The 15,827-nt window shown below is 64.1% G+C and carries 15 protein-coding genes; 5 read left to right on the top strand and 10 right to left on the bottom strand.

Annotation, left to right across the window (positions count from 1 at the left end; genetic code table 11):
* Positions 1 to 169: 169 nt before the first annotated feature.
* Positions 170 to 1,024, top strand: a complete 855-nt coding sequence (locus tag SO139_RS06930; protein ID WP_498539819.1) for a DUF1499 domain-containing protein — start codon at positions 170 to 172, stop codon at positions 1,022 to 1,024.
* A gap of 98 nt (positions 1,025 to 1,122) precedes the next feature.
* Here the strand turns inward: SO139_RS06930 and SO139_RS06925 are convergent, their stop codons facing one another.
* The 4 genes from SO139_RS06925 to SO139_RS06910 all read right to left on the bottom strand — a co-directional run bounded on the left by SO139_RS06925 (position 1,123) and on the right by SO139_RS06910 (position 6,547).
* The gene (locus SO139_RS06925; RefSeq protein WP_498539818.1) at positions 1,123 to 2,046 is read right to left on the bottom strand and encodes an MBL fold metallo-hydrolase; all 924 of its coding nucleotides are present in this window, start codon (positions 2,044 to 2,046) and stop codon (positions 1,123 to 1,125) included.
* A 184-nt stretch (positions 2,047 to 2,230) separates the two neighbouring features.
* A complete protein-coding gene (locus SO139_RS06920) occupies positions 2,231 to 3,445 on the bottom strand; it encodes an acyl-CoA dehydrogenase (RefSeq protein WP_449378665.1) in 1,215 nt (404 codons plus the stop codon).
* Positions 3,446 to 3,573: 128 nt separating this feature from the next.
* Positions 3,574 to 4,650 (bottom strand): 3,4-dihydroxy-2-butanone-4-phosphate synthase, encoded by a 1,077-nt coding sequence (ribB, locus tag SO139_RS06915; protein ID WP_449378666.1) that lies wholly within the window; start codon positions 4,648 to 4,650, stop codon positions 3,574 to 3,576.
* Positions 4,651 to 4,822: 172 nt separating this feature from the next.
* Positions 4,823 to 6,547: a cation:proton antiporter domain-containing protein gene (locus SO139_RS06910; RefSeq protein ID WP_449378667.1), complete on the bottom strand. Its 1,725-nt coding sequence runs from the start codon at positions 6,545 to 6,547 to the stop codon at positions 4,823 to 4,825.
* A gap of 67 nt (positions 6,548 to 6,614) precedes the next feature.
* On the opposite strand from SO139_RS06910, the gene SO139_RS06905 reads away from it, so the two are divergent.
* Positions 6,615 to 7,148 carry a DUF3124 domain-containing protein gene (locus SO139_RS06905; RefSeq protein WP_449378668.1) on the top strand — a complete coding sequence of 178 codons (534 nt, stop codon included), beginning with the start codon at positions 6,615 to 6,617 and terminating at the stop codon, positions 7,146 to 7,148.
* A 53-nt stretch (positions 7,149 to 7,201) separates the two neighbouring features.
* Positions 7,202 to 8,437, top strand: a complete 1,236-nt coding sequence (locus SO139_RS06900; protein WP_498539817.1) for an aminotransferase-like domain-containing protein — start codon at positions 7,202 to 7,204, stop codon at positions 8,435 to 8,437.
* A 7-nt stretch (positions 8,438 to 8,444) separates the two neighbouring features.
* On the opposite strand, the gene SO139_RS06895 is transcribed toward SO139_RS06900, so the two are convergent.
* Together SO139_RS06895 and SO139_RS06890 are read right to left on the bottom strand one after the other, a co-directional pair.
* Positions 8,445 to 8,717 (bottom strand): helix-turn-helix domain-containing protein, encoded by a 273-nt coding sequence (locus SO139_RS06895; protein WP_449378670.1) that lies wholly within the window; start codon positions 8,715 to 8,717, stop codon positions 8,445 to 8,447.
* Between the two features lie 89 nt (positions 8,718 to 8,806).
* On the bottom strand, positions 8,807 to 10,087 hold the full coding sequence (locus tag SO139_RS06890; protein WP_474800929.1) for an amidohydrolase family protein: 1,281 nt from the start codon (positions 10,085 to 10,087) through the stop codon (positions 8,807 to 8,809).
* 168 nt (positions 10,088 to 10,255) lie between these two features.
* Between SO139_RS06890 and SO139_RS06885 the strand changes: the two genes are divergently transcribed.
* Together SO139_RS06885 and SO139_RS06880 are read left to right on the top strand one after the other, a co-directional pair.
* Positions 10,256 to 10,702 (top strand): hypothetical protein, encoded by a 447-nt coding sequence (locus tag SO139_RS06885; RefSeq protein WP_449378672.1) that lies wholly within the window; start codon positions 10,256 to 10,258, stop codon positions 10,700 to 10,702.
* Between the two features lie 108 nt (positions 10,703 to 10,810).
* Entirely contained in the window at positions 10,811 to 11,032 is a 222-nt protein-coding gene (locus SO139_RS06880) for a hypothetical protein (protein WP_498539816.1), read from the top strand.
* A gap of 57 nt (positions 11,033 to 11,089) precedes the next feature.
* On the opposite strand, the gene SO139_RS06875 is transcribed toward SO139_RS06880, so the two are convergent.
* The 4 genes from SO139_RS06875 to SO139_RS06860 form a co-directional block, all read right to left on the bottom strand.
* Positions 11,090 to 11,908, bottom strand: a complete 819-nt coding sequence (locus SO139_RS06875) for an aldo/keto reductase (RefSeq protein WP_449378674.1) — start codon at positions 11,906 to 11,908, stop codon at positions 11,090 to 11,092.
* Between the two features lie 156 nt (positions 11,909 to 12,064).
* Positions 12,065 to 13,639 (bottom strand): alkaline phosphatase D family protein, encoded by a 1,575-nt coding sequence (locus tag SO139_RS06870; RefSeq protein WP_449378675.1) that lies wholly within the window; start codon positions 13,637 to 13,639, stop codon positions 12,065 to 12,067.
* Positions 13,640 to 13,751: 112 nt separating this feature from the next.
* A complete protein-coding gene (locus tag SO139_RS06865; protein ID WP_498539815.1) occupies positions 13,752 to 14,162 on the bottom strand; it encodes a hypothetical protein in 411 nt (136 codons plus the stop codon).
* A 136-nt stretch (positions 14,163 to 14,298) separates the two neighbouring features.
* The gene (locus SO139_RS06860; RefSeq protein ID WP_498539814.1) at positions 14,299 to 15,738 is read right to left on the bottom strand and encodes a M20/M25/M40 family metallo-hydrolase; all 1,440 of its coding nucleotides are present in this window, start codon (positions 15,736 to 15,738) and stop codon (positions 14,299 to 14,301) included.
* Positions 15,739 to 15,827: the final 89 nt, after the last annotated feature.

Here is a 15,827-nt window from a genome sequence, read left to right as displayed (position 1 = left end):
GCGCTCACAATCGCGAACGGCGAAAGCCGCCTCCGGCCGCAGAAGGATCCGGAACGGGGATGAAGGCGGGGGATAAACCGCTTCACAGCCCTGCGGAAAATGCGCTAGGTCAGCTTGCTCCCGTCGCCCGTGCTCCGCAACCGGCGACTGACATCGGTGATGGAACAGCATGGCCCGCAGGTTTTCCGCTCCCTACCAGTCGGAGCCCGTGTCCGGGCTCGCCAGCTGGGCGCGCAATCTGGCCGTGTTCGCGGTGGTGGCGGTCCTGGTCTCGATCCTCATCGTCCGTTTCGGCTTTCTGGAGATCAAGCCGGCGCTGGCGACCTTCTTCGGCGGGCTTGCGATCGCAGGGCTCTCCATCCTGTTCGGGCTCGCGGGCTTTGCGGCGATCTGGCAGAACGGCTCGCGCGGCATGGGGCGCATCCTGCTCGCCTTCCTGATCAACGCGCTGATCCTCGCCTATCCCGCCTATCTCGCCTTCCAATACCGCAGGCTGCCGGCGATCCACGACATCACCACCGATCCGATCGACCCGCCGCGCTTCGAGGCGCTGGCGCGCCTTCGCACCGGCGACGGTGCCAATCCGGCTGCCTATGCCGGCCTCTATTCGGCCGAGCAGCAGCGCCATTTCTATCCGGACATCGAGCCGATCGAGCTCGAGATTTCCGTCGACCGGGCCTACGCGCTGTCGCTCCAGATCGCCAGCAAGCGAAAGTGGCTGATCATCGACGAGCGTCCGCCGCAGCCTCCGCGCCGCATCGGCCGCATCGAGGCGGTAGCGCGCACGCCGATCATGGGTTTCCGCGAGGATGTCTCGATCCGCATCGTGCCTGACGGCGACGATTCCCGCGTCGATATCCGCTCGGCCTCGCGCTACTTCGAGAGCGACCTCGGCAGCAACGCCGCGCGCGTCAGCAAGTTCATCGACGATCTCAACACCGCAGCCGACGCCGATGCGCTGAAGCCGGCGAAGAAGGCGCCCGTCGTGCCGGTCAAGCCACCGGCGAAAACGGTGAAGAAATAACCTTCCATCATACCGGGGTGAGCAAAGCGCGAACCCGGAATCCAGAGATTGTGGCGCGAGATTCCGGGTTCGATGCTGCGCATAGCCCCGGACGGAGGCTAGGCTGCGGCCAATCGATACGTGCCCGAAATCACGGGATCGCCGTCCGTCGCCACCACGCCGCGGGCGACGAGGTCCTCCAGATGCGCCAGCACGGAATAGCCGGCCGCGGTCGTGAGCCTCGGATCGATGCCGATATAGATCGCACGCACCATGGTCGGGATGTCGGCCTCGCCCTTGGCGAGGCGATGCAGGATCGAGGCTTCGCGCGCCTTGCGATGGCGGATCAGGAAGCGCACATAGCGCGGCCCTTCGGGAATCTCGGCGCCGTGGCCGGAGAAATACAGATCCTCCTCGCGTGCTGCGAGCCGGTCGAGCGAGTCCATATAGTCGATCATCGAGCCGTCGGGCGGAGCGACGATCGAGGTCGACCAACCCATCACGTGATCGCCGACGAAGCTGAATTTCCGCTCGGGCCAGGCGAAGGCAAGGTGGTTGGCGGTGTGCCCCGGCGTCGCGACGGCTTCGAGCCGCCAGCCTGAGCCTTCGATGACGTCGCCATGGGCAACTGTCACGTCAGGCGCGAAGTCGCGGTCGGCACCCGATTCCGGATTGTGCTTCTCGCTCTCGAAGCGCGGGCGCGAGGCGCGATGCGGGCCTTCGGCATAGACGGTCGCGCCGGTCGCCGCCTTGATCCGGCCGGAGTTGGGCGAATGGTCGCGATGGGTGTGGGTGACCAGGATGTGCGTCACGGTCTCGCCGCTAACGGCATCGAGCAGCGCCGCCGCATGGGCCTCGTTGTCCGGACCCGGATCGATGATCGCCAGCTTGCCCTGGCCCACGATGTAGCTGACCGTGCCAGTGAAGGTGAACGGGCTCGGATTGTTGCAGAGCACACGGCGCACGCCGGGACGGACTTCCTCGACGACGCCCGGCTTCAGCGGAAAATTGCGGTTGAACGGGACGTCGTCATTATCGGACATGGCATTTCCTGTACGTACCGTCACACTCTTCGTCATCCCCCTCGAAAGCGGCGTATCCAGCATGCCGCGGCGCCGGAGGGGAAGACGAAGTCTCCGGGTACTGGATCGTCCGCTCCAGTGCGCAATCGCGCACAGGCGGACCATGACAGCGGAGCATACCAACCGCGTTCGACTTCCGTGGCGATCAGAAAAACGCCTGGATGCCCGTAATCGCGCGGCCGAGGATCAGGGCGTGGACGTCGTGCGTTCCCTCGTAGGTGTTGACCGTCTCGAGGTTATGGACATGGCGCATCACGTGATATTCGATCTGGATGCCGTTGCCGCCGTGCATGTCGCGCGCGACCCGCGCGATGTCGAGCGCCTTGCCGCAATTGTTGCGCTTGACGATCGAGATCATCTCGGGCGCGAACTTGCCTTCGTCCATCAGGCGGCCGACGCGCAAGCTTGCCTGGAGGCCCAGCGCGATCTCGGTCTCCATGTCCGCGAGCTTCTTCTGCACGAGCTGGGTCGCGGCGAGCGGCTTGCCGAACTGCTTGCGGTCGAGCGTGTATTGCCGGGCGCGGTGCATGCAGTCCTCAGCCGCCCCTAACGCCCCCCAGGAGATGCCGTAGCGGGCGCGGTTGAGGCAGCCGAACGGCCCCTTCAGGCCGGACACGTTGGGCAGCAGCGCGCTCTCGGGCACCACGACGCCGTCCATGACGACCTCGCCGGTGATGGAGGCGCGCAACGACAGCTTGCCGCCAATCTTCGGCGCGGAGAGGCCCTTCATGCCCTTCTCCAGCACGAAGCCACGGATCTGGTTGTCGTGCTCGGCCGACTTGGCCCAGACCACGAACACGTCGGCGATCGGCGCATTCGAGATCCACATTTTGCTGCCGGTCAGGCGATAGCCATCCGAGACCTTCTCGGCGCGGGTCTTCATACCGGCCGGATCGGAACCGGCGTCGGGCTCAGTGAGGCCGAAGCAGCCGACCCACTCGCCGCTGGCGAGCTTCGGCAGGTACTTCTTGCGCTGGTTCTCGTCGCCATAGGCATAGATCGGATACATCACCAGTGAGGACTGCACCGAGTTCATCGAGCGATAGCCGGAATCGACCCGCTCGATCTCGCGGGCGACGAGGCCGTAGGCGACGTAGCCCGCATTGGCACAGCCATATTCCTCCGGCAGCGTGATGCCGATCAGGCCGAGCTCGCCCATCTCGTTAAAGATCTCACGGTCGGTCTTCTCTTCGAGATACGCCTTGGTGACGCGCGGCAGCAGCTTGTCCTGGGCGTAGGCTCGCGCAGTGTCGCGCACCATGCGTTCATCTTCGGTGAGCTGCTCGTCGAGCAGGAACGGATCGTCCCACTGGAAAGAAGCCGCAGCCGGCTTGTCCTTGGCCTGAGGGCGCACGCTCATGAAACGTCCTTTCGCGTCTGGTTCCGTCTAATTGACCGTTAAATTAAAACGCCGCCGCTCCAGTTGCAATTGCGTCCTGGTTTCGGTCATTCCGGCGCCGCGTGGCGCGCGCACGGAATGACGGCGCATCAGGTCTCGAGCTGCTCGTTGGCGACGATCTCGATGCCGAAGCCGGACAGGCCCTTGTAGTCATGCACCGACGACGTCAGATGCCGGATCGAGGTGACACCGAGATCGCGCAGGATCTGCGCGCCGACGCCGACCTCGCGCCACTGCCGGTTGCGGTCGGCCTCCGCCGTCGACTCGTCCGGCAAGGGCTCCACGGGAACGCCGGCGGCGCCATCGCGCAAGTAGACCAGGACGCCGCGGCCAGCCTTCTTGAAATGATCGAGCACGAGCTGCATGCGCTTATGGCCGGTGAAGATGTCCTTGACGATGTTCGGCTTGTGGAAGCGCGTCAGCACGTTCTTGCCGTCGCCGACGCCGTTATAGACGAAGGCGACATGGGCGATGGAATCGAAGGGCGAGCGGTAGGCATAGCCCTGCAACGGCCCGATCGGGCTTTCGGTCACGAAGGTCGCGACCCTCTCGATCAGCTTTTCGCGCGCTTGGCGGTATGCGATCAGGTCCGCAATCGTGACATGCTTGAGCTTGTGCCGGACGGCGAACTGCGCGACCTGCTCACCCTTCATCACGCTGCCGTCGTCGTTCATCAGTTCGCTGATGACACCGACGGGCGGCAGACCGGAGAGCTTGCAGAGGTCGACGGCGGCCTCGGTATGACCGGAGCGGAGCAGCACGCCGCCATCCTTGGCGATCAACGGAAAGATGTGGCCCGGACGGGCGAAGTCGCCGGCGCCGACATTGGGATTGGCGAGCGCGCGACAGCAGGAGGCGCGCTCCTCGGCCGAAATGCCGGTGCCACCGTCGGGCTTGTAGTCGATCGAGACCGTGAAGGCCGTGGTGTGGGCGGAGTCGTTGTGGGCGACCATCGGATCGAGCCGCAGGCGCCGCGCGTCCTCCGTGGTGATCGGCGCGCAGACGATGCCCGAGGTATGGCGGATGATGAACGCCATCTTCTCGGCGGTGCAGAGCGAGGCGGCGACGATCAGATCGCCCTCGCCTTCCCGGTCCTCGTCATCGGTGACGACGACGAGCTCACCCTTGGCGAAGGCCTGCAAAACTTCCTGAACGGTATCGGGCATTTCCCAATCTCTGACTGTTGTGGGCCGGAGGCTTAGCCGGACTCCGATCCGCGCGCTAGTGCGCCGGGCGCAACCGCTTATGCCTTCAACAAGTCCCGCGGGGCCCGGCTTGCACCGGAAATACCAAGGATATAGGCCCCTCCCGGGCCGCGTGGAAGGTTGCCGAGCGCGCCTAGGGCAGCACTTCGCGCCGTTCGCTCAACCGTAGATCAAGCTCCGACCGCTTGTCCTCCAGCAGGCCAGCCTGGGCCGCCTCGATGATCGTGAACAGCTCATGCGCATCGCTGAGGCGGGTGACGGTGACATAGTCGGCGCCCGCCGCGTAGAGGTCGCCGACGTCGGACAGCAGATCGGCGGTCGCCACGATCAGGGCGCTGGGGTTGAGTACGCGGACGTGGCGGACGAGCTTCTCGTTGGTGGCCCCCTTCAACAGCGCATCAGGCACGCTGAGAATGATCATCTCGGACTTGCCGACGCCGGCATGGACGAGCGTGTCGACGTTGCTGATGTCGCCGTAGATGACATGCAGGCCGCGCGAAAGCAGCGTCTGGTACACATTGGGGTTGAAATCGACGACCGTGATCTGCTCGAGCAGCACCGGCGCCTGCCGCTCGATCTCCGCGAGCAGCGCGCTCGCGGCGCGGAAAAATCCGAGGATGACGATGCGCCGCGCCTCGCCATGGCCGCCTTCGTGCCCCTCCTCGGCGTGAGCGTGATCGAGGTCGCGAAGGCCGAACCGCTTCAAGGGACCGATCGCCCGGCGCGTGATCTCGTCGCTCCTCACCATCACGAAGGTCGAGAGCACCGCGAGCACAACGAAGGCGAAGGAGGCAGCGTTGGCGGTCTCCTGGGCGATATGGTTGTCGGTGACGCCGGTCTGGATCACGACCAGCGAGAACTCGCTGATCTGCGCGAGGTTGATCGCCGGCAGCAGGCTCGCGCGCAGGCCCTGCTGCATCAGATAGAGCGGCACGAAAGTGGTGACGAGCCGGCTCACGACCGTGAAGGCCGCAATCATCAGGGCAAGCCCGATCACCGACATGTTCGGCACGGGAATGGTCATGCCGAGCGCGACGAAGAACAGCGTGATGAAGAAATCGCGCAAGGTCGTGACCTTGGCGGTGACATCGAGCGCGTACGGGAAAGTCGAGAGCGAGACGCCGGCGATCAGCGCTCCCATCTCGCGCGATAGCGACAGCCGCTCGGCGGTCTCGGCGACCAGGAAGCACCAGGCAAGCGCGCCGAGCAGAATCAGCTCGGGGCGGCGCGCGATCTGGTGGAACAGGCGCGGCAGCGCGAAGCGGCTGACGAGGAGCGCTGCCGTGACCAGCACCACGACGCGGAGAATTGAGAGCAGGATGACACTCGCTTGCAGGTCGGCAAGGCTCGGCTGCACGGCGAGGAACAGGATGGCGAAGATGTCCTGGAGCACCAGGACGCCAAGGGTAATGCGGCCGGGTAGCGTATCCAGCTCGCGCTTTTCATAGAGCACCTTGACGATGATGACTGTACTGGAGAGCGCGCAGGCTACGCAGAGATAAAGGGCATCGAAATGACCGCCGCCGAGCGTCAGGCCGATGGCGGCGAAGAACGAGATGCCGAGCAAACAGCCGCCGAGGAGCTGGCCACCGGCCGCGAACAGGATCACCCGTCCCGCCCGCACGATCTTCTTCAGGTCGATCTCGAGCCCAATCATGAACAGCATGAAGATCAGGCCAAGCTCCGAAATGACGCTGATCGATTCCTGCGACTTGACCCAGCCGGCGCCGAATGGACCTATGCAGAAGCCGGCGATAAGGTAGGCCAGGATCAACGGCTGGCGGGCGAAATGGGCCAAAAGCCCGAGCATCCAAGCGAACAAAATACAAAGAGTGATATCGCCAATGAGTTCGTGCATCTCAAAGCAGTCCTTTTTGCCGCACCCTAGAGGCACGGTGCAGCGCGGCAAACGAGCAATTCGTCACATGCCAATTGTCCTGCAAATCGTGCTCGCATTGATAGCCGGCCTGCTCGGCGTGACGCTGCCCGCCGCGGCACAGCCGAAGGTCAATATCGAACAGGGCTTTGCTGATTCGCTCACGGTGATGCCGAAGGAGGAACTCGCCGTTTCGGGCGGCTTCTACGTGCCGGCCTATTCCAGCGTCGCGATGAGCCAGGGCAAGTTGCGCGTCGACTTCTCGGTGACCCTCAGCATCCACAATGCGTCGGAGACCCAGCCCCTGGTACTGAATCGGATCGCCTATTTCGACACAGCCGGCAAGATGATCGAGAGCTATCTAAAATCGCCGGTCGCGCTGAAGCCGCTTGCGACGGTCTCAGTCGTCATCCCGACCGAGGACGTGCGCGGCGGGACCGGCGCCAACTTCATCGTCGACTGGGCGGCAGCGAGCGAGATCGCCGAGCCCGTGATCGAGGCCTTGATGGTTGGCGGCGTCGCCAATGCGCACTACGCTTTCATCAGCCAGGGCCGCCCGACCCGGACGGTCGGCAAGAAGTAACAGGCCGGCCGGCGCAATGCCGTCTGGCTCAACAAGAACAGAGGAAACTGCCCATGACTGCCCACTTCGACTTCGCGCCCCTGTTCCCGCCGGGGCTGCCGGCTCCTTCTGCGCGCTGGACCGGGCTTGCAAAATACAGCTTCGTCGGCGGCAACAATGATTCCGAGCAGGTGCCGGTCGATGATTTGATCACGGCGGCCGATGCGGTGCTGCGGCGTGAGGGCCGCAACCTCGCCACTTACGGACTGGCGCATGGTCCGCAGGGCTACCTTCCGTTACGCGAATTCCTGAGCGCGAAGCTGAAACGCGATGCCGGCATTATCTGCACGGTCGACGACCTCCTGATCGTGTCGGGCTCCTTGCAGGCGCTCGACCTCGTCAACCACACGATGCTCGCGCGCGGCGACACCGTGATCGTCGAGCAGGAAACCTACCAGGGCGCGCTCAATCGTCTGACACGGCTCGGCGTGACTACGGTCGGCATTCCCCTCGATGGCGAGGGCATGCGGATGGATGCTCTGGCGTCTGCGCTTGCCGACCTAAGGAGCCGCGGCATCCAGCCGAAGTACATCTACACCATCCCGACAGTGCAGAATCCGACCGGCAGCATCATGCCGGAAAGTCGCCGCGCCGAGCTGTTGCGGCTTGCGGCCGACTACGGCGTGCCAATCTTCGAGGATGATTGCTATGCCGACCTCGTCTGGTCCGGAGAGCGGCCGCCGGCCATCCATGCGATGAGCGACAAGGGCGGCGTCATCCATATCGGCTCGTTCTCCAAATCGATCGCGCCGGCCCTCCGGGTCGGTTTCATCGTCGCGCCCTGGGAGGTGATGTCGCGGATGCTGGCGCTGAAGACGGACGCCGGATCCGGCGCGCTGGAGCAGATGGTGCTCGCCGAATATTGCAGGCCGCATTTTTCGACCCACGTACCGACTCTCACCCGTGCGTTGCGCTCAAAACTCGACACGCTGATGGAGGCGTTGAACGAGCAGTTCGGTACGGCTGCCGAGTTCGAGGAGCCCAAAGGCGGCATCTTCCTCTGGGTGAAGCTGCCAGACCATGTCGATACGCTAAAACTGTACCAGGCCGCACTCGCGGCCGGCGTCTCGATCAATCCTGGTCCGGAATGGTCGACCAGCAAGAGCCATTCCGGCCCGCGGCTGCGGCTCTGCTTTGCCAGCCCCACGCACCAGCAGATCCGCGAGGGTGTCGCCGCGCTCGCCGAAGTCTGCCGCAAGGAGTTCGGGGTGCCGGCGCGAATCGCGAACGTGGAGAGGGCGCAGGGTTGAAGCTGCCTCAGGCCGCCTGTGCCCGGCTGCCGTGGATCGCGGAGGCCAGCCGCAACAGGAGGACGATCGAGACGTTGCCCTTTCCGGCCTCGATCTGCGCGATGTAGCGCTCGGAGATTCCCGACCTGCGCGCGAGCTCCCGCCGCGACAGCTCGCAGCGCATGCGCGAGGACCGCACCCGCTCGCCAAGCTCCGCCAGGAATTCGGTTTCGGAATAACGCGGAACGGCGTCACTGCCCGGCAGCGCTTCGCCCGCGAAATCGGTGACTTCATCCAGCATTGATCTATCCACGATCGCCTCCCGAAGCCGGCATTATGGCGCAGCTTCGGGCCGCCTGATTGACGCGGATCAAATAGCGGAGCGATCGGCTAGCGCACCGCGAACGGCGACTGATACGGCCGGCCGAACGGCACCCCGTTGATCACGGTCTGGACCGGCTTCAGGTAGGCCTTGCCTTCGCGCTTGTTGTTGCGGGTGTCGACGAAGGTAACGGTGCCCTCGACAAGCTCCATGATCGCGACGTCGCCGGGAGCGCCAAGCTGGAGGGTGCCAAGCTTGGGCGCCCGATTGATGATCTTGGCCGGCGCGACCGTTACCATCGACACCACCTGCTCGAGCGAGAAGCCGAGCGTCATGAACTTGCTCATGACGTTGGGGAGGAACGGTATCCCCGGCGAGTTGCCGGAGAAGACGTGGATGTCGGACGAAATGGTGTCCGGCGTGCAGCCGCCGGGAATCGCGACCTCCGCGACCGTGAAATCGAAGCTGCCGCCGCCATGGCCGACATCGAAGATAACGCCGCGCTGCTTGGCGGCGAGCGCGGCGGGCAATAGTCGGCCGTCCTGCACGATGTTGGTGAAAGCGCCCGACATGTTCGGCGCACCGGAATAGGCATGCGTCAGCACGTCACCAGGGCGCAGCAGGTTGAGGATGTCGGACATCAGCTCCTTGGACTCGACGCCGCCGATATGGACCATCATCTTGGCCGGCCAGCCGCAGAGCTCGCAGGCCTGGATGCCGCGCTTGAGCGGCTCCAGCCCATGCTTGAAGATGACGTTCTCGGACATGCGCACCTTGACGCCGATGAGAAAGTCCGGATTTTCCGCGAGCGCCATCGCGCAGGCCTCCATTTGCGCATTGTCGATGTTGTAGAGCTCGGCAACGGGGAACGCCGACAGCCCGTTATTGGCGATATGCACGAAGGCGTAGATTCGCGCCCGCGACTGCGCGACGATGTAGCGGCGCAGCGCCGCGAGATTGTTCACGCCGGCATCGCCAGCCGACACCACGGTGGTGGTGCCCTGAAACTGTACCAGCTCGTCTGCGGGAATGCCGATGGCCGAGCCATAGGGATAGACGTGGCAATGCAGGTCGACGAGCCCGGGCGTCACCAGCTTGCCGGAAGCGTCGATGCTTTTCAGCGCGCGCTCCGCCGGAATCTCGGGTTCGACCGCCTCGATCACGCCCCAGCGGATGCCGATATCGCGTTTGCCGCGAAACGATTGGCTGGGATCGATCACGTCGCCACCCTTGATGACGAGATCGAACTTGTCGCCCGGCCCCATCGCCGCCTCGGCCCGACCCGAGAGAGCCGCCGCGGCAGACGATCCGGCGAACATGAGAAGCTGGCGACGCGACAACCCGGTCATGGCGACGTTCCCCCTTCTATTTATTGTGGAGATGATGCGCCGCGCGGTGTGCAGGTGCAAGCATCATGCATAAGCATGCCGAGTTGCAGTGCGGCATAACAATGCTAGGCTTGAAGCCATTGCGGCGGACCGTGGCGGGGATTTTCGGAAGTGACGGGATTATTCTTGATGCGCGGGATGATGGCCGCGCTGGTCTGGATTACGCTCGTATCCGCAGTCGACGCCGAGACGCTCGCGGCAACGATCGACAATTGGGGGCTGCTCGGCTCCTGGGCGATCGATTGCTCGCTCCCGCCCGATCGCGACAAGGGCGCAATGCTCACCTACGAGGTCAGGCCGGACGGCCGGGTGATGTATCGCCGCGACTTCGGTGATGCCAGAGATGAGAACGAAGTCGTGGGTGCTTCGACCGACGCAGACGGCCTGCTCAACATCATGGTGTTCTTCCCATCGCTGCATCAGGCGCGCGAGTTTGGCCTCGCATTGCAGGAGGACGGCAGCCTGCGCGCGATCTTCAATCGCGGCGAGCGCGGCGACTACACCATCCGCGACGGCAAGTTCGTCAAGACCGGCGCGCCGACACCTGCGCAGCACCGCTGCGGCAACAGCACGTGAGTGCACGCAAGCCGAAACTGAACAACCGTTCAGAATTTTCCTGGCGGTTCCTCCGGAACGTTCGCGCGCATGCGCGGTTTAAATTGGCGTTCATTGGAGGAGGACATCATGAGGAAGCTTGGCTATGTCGTCGCGGCTCTCGGCGCACTTGCGATCGCGGTGCCGACGATGGCGAGCGCCGAGACGGTGGTGATCAAGAACCATTATCACGGCCCCTACGGCGCCCGCGCCGAATTCCGCGAGCACCGTGACTACGGCATGCATCGTGGCTGGCATCATCACGGCGACAGGGTTGTGGTGATCAAGCGTGGCCACCGCCACTACGACTAATGCGCACGCTGAAATGGCCCCGGTGGGGCCATTTCCTTGCATGCGCACGCGGCAAGATCAGTCCCATGCCGGCGCGAAGCCGGGATTGACGCAGCGCCTGTCCTTGGGCAGCGCGGCGATTTTTCTGCGATCGTCGTCATCGAGCGTGATCTTCAGCGCGTCGAGATTGGCCTTTTGGCTCTCCGGCCGCGACGCCTTTGGAATCGCCGCTACATCCTTCCGATCGAGCAACCACTTCAGCGCGACCTGCGCAGCGGTCGCGTTGTGCTTGCGGCCAATCTCGCCCAGGACCGCATCAGAGGCGACGCGTCCCTGCGCCAGCGGGCAATATGCAATCAGCGGAATCGATTTTGCGACGAGATAGTCAATGACCTTCGATTGGTCGAGCATCACGTGATATTCGATCTGGTTGCAGGCGATCGGCGCCCTGATCTCCTCAACCGCGAGCTTGAGCAGCGCGGTGGTGAAATTGGCGACACCGATGGCGCGGGTCCGGCCCTCTTCCTTCAGCCTCATCAGCGTCTCGAAAACCGCCGGCCAGTTCGCACTCCGCGACGGCCAATGCACAAGATAAAGGTCGACGTGGTCGAGCCGAAGCTTGTTGAGGCTGGCGTCGAAGGCGCTGCGGATCGCGTCCGGTGCGAGGTTCTCGTGCCAGACCTTCGTCGTGACGTGCAGCTCGCCGCGCGGCACGCCGGCGCCGGCAATCGCCGCACCGATCGGCTCCTCATTGGCGTACATCTCGGCGGTGTCGATGTGGCGATAACCGAGCGACAGCGCACTTTCGACCGCGGCGCGGCAGACATCGCCCTGCATGCGGAACGTGCCGAGGCCGAGCTTGGGCATGCTGATGCCCTGGGTTTTGAGATTTTCCATGAGAACACTCCTGACGAATTCCAGCCCGCCGGATGCGCGCCGCAAAGGGCCGCGCAAGCAGAATTTTCGGTGGTGGAAGAGCGATGGCGAGCTGAGCACTATAGCTGGGCGGCTAAGGCGGGGCCAATCAAGATCGGGTTAGCTGGCGCCAGCCTCTTACGAATGCTGTGCCACCACGGCAGGCCGCACTTGCGGCTGCGGGAGGATGTCAACCGACCAGAGGTCGCGGTTGTCGACGTCCTTCAGCGTCACTGTCATGACTCCCGTGCGGCCATCGATGTCCACGCGGCCGAAGAACTGGAGTCCGAAGCAGGGCGCAAGGTTCTCACCCTGCTCGGCATTGCAGCCATGCTGGTACATCGCGACCGGTCCAAAGGTGTTGTCGAGCTCGCCCGGTCCCCAGGTGCCGGCATGGAGGGGGCCTGAGACGAACTCCCAGAACGGTTCGAAATCCTGGAAGACCGCGCGGTTGGGATCGTAGTAGTGCGCCGCCGTGTAGTGCATGTCGGCGGTGAGCCAGACGATGTTGCGCTCGCCGGCGCGCCTGATGAAGGACAGCAGATCCGCGATCTCGTGCTCACGCCGGTCGGGCGGACCGTCGCCGAGCGCGACGGCGTCGAGGCTGATCAGCCCGATCGGCAAGTCGGCCGCGATCACCTTCCAGGTCGCGCGCGAAGCGGCGAGTTCCCGCTTCAGCCAGGCGAGCTGCTCGCGGCCCAGGATCCAACCGTTGCGGTCCTCGCCCTTGTTCCAGGTGCCGTCGCGGTAGCTACGCATGTCGATCATGAAGACGTCGAGCAGCGGCCCGTAAGCAATCTTCCGATAGATACGGCCTTGCAGCTGCGGGATCTCGCGGATCGGCATGAAGTCGAAGAACGCGCGCCGGGCGCGCGAAACAAGGCGCGAGGTACCGTTGGCATCAAAGCCGGTCTCGTCGACGCTGCCATAAGGCGACCAATCGTTGGTAACCTCGTGGTCGTCCCATTGCGCGAACATCGGCACCTCCGCATGGAAGGCGCGGAAATTCTCGTCGAGGTGATTGTATTTGTAGTTGCCGCGAAACTGCGCCAGCGTGTGCGCGACTTCCGATTTCTCTTCGGTAACGAGGTTGCGCCAGATCTCGCCGTTCGGCAGCTTCAGTTCGGAAGGAATGGTGCAGTCCGCATAGATATGGTCGCCCGAATGGATGAAGAAGTCCGGACGGTTGTCGAGCATCGTGCGATAGGTGCGCATGCCGCCGCGCGACGTATCGATGCCCCAGCCCTGCCCGGCGGTGTCGCCGGACCACACGAAAGAGACCGACTGGCCAGCGGCCGGCGCGGTGCGGAAATGTCCCGTGCGCGTCTCGCCGGCAACGCCGGTCGCGATGTCGTCGAAGCGCACGCGATAGAAGATGTCCTGCCCGGGCGGGAGGTCGCGCAGCAGCACTTTTGAGGTGAGGTCGGCATCTGGCAGTGCGTTGGCGGATGCCGCGGACAGGATCGTCTTGAAGCTTTCGTCGGTGGCACATTCGACCTGCATCCGCGCGGGCCGATCGGCGCGCGACCAGATGACGGCAGAGCCTTCGGACACGTCGCCCGATTGGATGCCGCCCGCAATCAGCGGGCGGTCAGCGGCGAGGCTGAGATTTGGTTTCGCGAGAGGGCCGAGACCGGCGAGCGCGAGGGAGGATGCAGAGCGGACGAGAAACTGCCGCCGGGTCCATGCGCGCGATGCGCGGAGCGTTGCCATTCAGGAAACCTTCGTCGAATCGCGACGAAAGGTGCCTGCGCTCCTTGACTCCAAGCCGACGGTTTTTTGACTCCGCGCCCACCGTTTTGCGACGGACGGATGACGCTGCGCGTCAACGTTTCCAGTTGCAGATGCCGCCCGACCTGCACGGCCAGGTCTGGACGCGAGCGTCCATAGCCTGCGCGTCCAGCGGATTCGTGTGCCGATGCGCAAGCTTGGTGCGGGCAACGCCACGCGGTTGCGCGCTCTTCGCGCGAGCAACCCGTTGCTCCGGCGCCTTCACGCGCTCGGTCGCGACCGTCTTCGGCGTGACGTCAGGCACGGCACGCGCCGCGTCACTTCTTGCTTCCACCTGGACCGGCGCGAACTGCGTCGTCGGCCCAAGCCGTTTCGGCGACAGCACCGCCTTGGAGAGATCGAGGCCGAGATATTCGTCAGGCTTGTAGTCGTCAGCCATCGCCGCGTTGCTGCATGCCAGCACGAGCGCGGTGGCGAGGCCGAAAGAAACACCTTTCAGGACCAAGAACAGCCTCCTGAAATTCAACTAAGGGCAATTTTACCCTTATTTAGGAGGCGCGAGACGGATTTCCAGCGGCAGATTGTCATCAGGGTTAGCGGCCGCCGAAGTCGATCCCCCGATTCACAGGCCTTTCGCAGGCTCAGGAACCTCCGGCCAGCATCTTGACCAACCGATAGAGATACTCCTGTCCCTTGTAGAACGACGCCACGGGAACACGCTCGTCCTTGCCATGGATGCGGTTTTCCCCAATGTCGATCGCCATGCCCGAATGGCCGTAGGTCGGGATGCCCGCATTGCGCAGGTAGCTGCCGTCGGTGGCGCCGGAACTCATGACCGGAAGCACGATGGCACCGGGGAAGAATTCGCCCGAGAGCTTCTCGATCGCGCCTATGATCTCCTCGTGCAGCTCGCTGGGGGCGCTGATGACAGCCGTATCGATCTGCGTCAGCTTGATGTCGGGATCCGCCAGCACCTGCTCCAACGTCGCCTTGATCTCCTCGACCGGTTCGCCCGGCATGATGCGGCAATTCACCTTGGCGCTCGCCGACTGCGGCAGCGCGTTGATGGCATGCCCGCCCTGGAGCATCGTCGCAACACAGGTGGTGCGGAGCTGGGCGTTGTAGACGGGGTTCGCAGCGAGCCGGACAAAGGACAGCGCCGCCGGATCTGGCTTGTCCGACATCACGGCGCGCATGTCGGCCGCGGTCTGTTCGTTCTCGAACTGCGCGCTCTTCTCGAAATAGCCGCGCGTTGTCGCGTTCAGCTTGAGCGGGAAACTGAACTTGGACAGGCGCACCAGGCCTTCGGCGAGCTTGTAGATCGCGTTGCTCTTGCGCGGCACCGAGCTGTGACCACCGGGATCGGTGACGTCGAGCTGGAAGCTGACGGGGATCTTTTCGCTGGTCTGGACGCCGACGCGGATCGGCTTGCCGTCCTTCAGGCCCACGCCGGCGCCCTCGTTGAGCGCGAATTCGGCGTCGATGAGGTCGCGCTTGTTCCGGATCAGCCACTGAATGCCGAGACCGTCTCGGTCAAATATCTCCTCGTCCGTCTCCAGCGCGACGATGATGTCGCGGTCGGGCTTGTAGCCCTCCTGCTTGAAACGGATCATGCTGGTGATGAAGGCGGACGCCATATGCTTGTCGTCGGCCGTGCCGCGACCGTAGTAGTAGCCGTCCTTCTCGGTGAACTTGAACGGATCAACCGACCAATCCTCCCGCAGTGCCGGCACGACGTCGAGATGCGCAACCAGCAGGATCGGCCTGCGTGCACCGCTGCCGTGCATACGGGCGACAAGATTGCCCTTGCGCGGCGCGGGCGAGAAGACGTGGACGTCCGAATCGGGAAAGCCCGCCGCCTTCAGTCGTGCCGCCATCGCTTCGGCCGCGCGTGCGGTGTCGCCGGTCGCGGTGGTGGTGTCGATCTCGACGAGTTCCTTGTAAACGTCATGGGAAAGCTGTTGCTGCGGGCTCAGGCCTTCTGCAGCCACCGCCCCGCCGGTGAGCAGCAGGGCCGCGCACGCCACCAGGATGAGCGCGTTCCGGCCTGAAACACCGTTGTTGGTGATCGTCGTCTTCATCGCGTGCTCCAGAATGCAGCCTCGCTGAATTCAGACAGCGGAGGCGCGCTTTGGCAAGCGCGATCGTTCTGCCGTTTTTGCAACCGCCC

The sequence above is a fragment of the Bradyrhizobium sp. UFLA05-89 genome, from assembly GCF_059803475.1.
The sequence above is the reverse complement of the archived record's forward strand: the minus strand, read 5'-3'. Positions and strand labels throughout refer to the sequence as shown.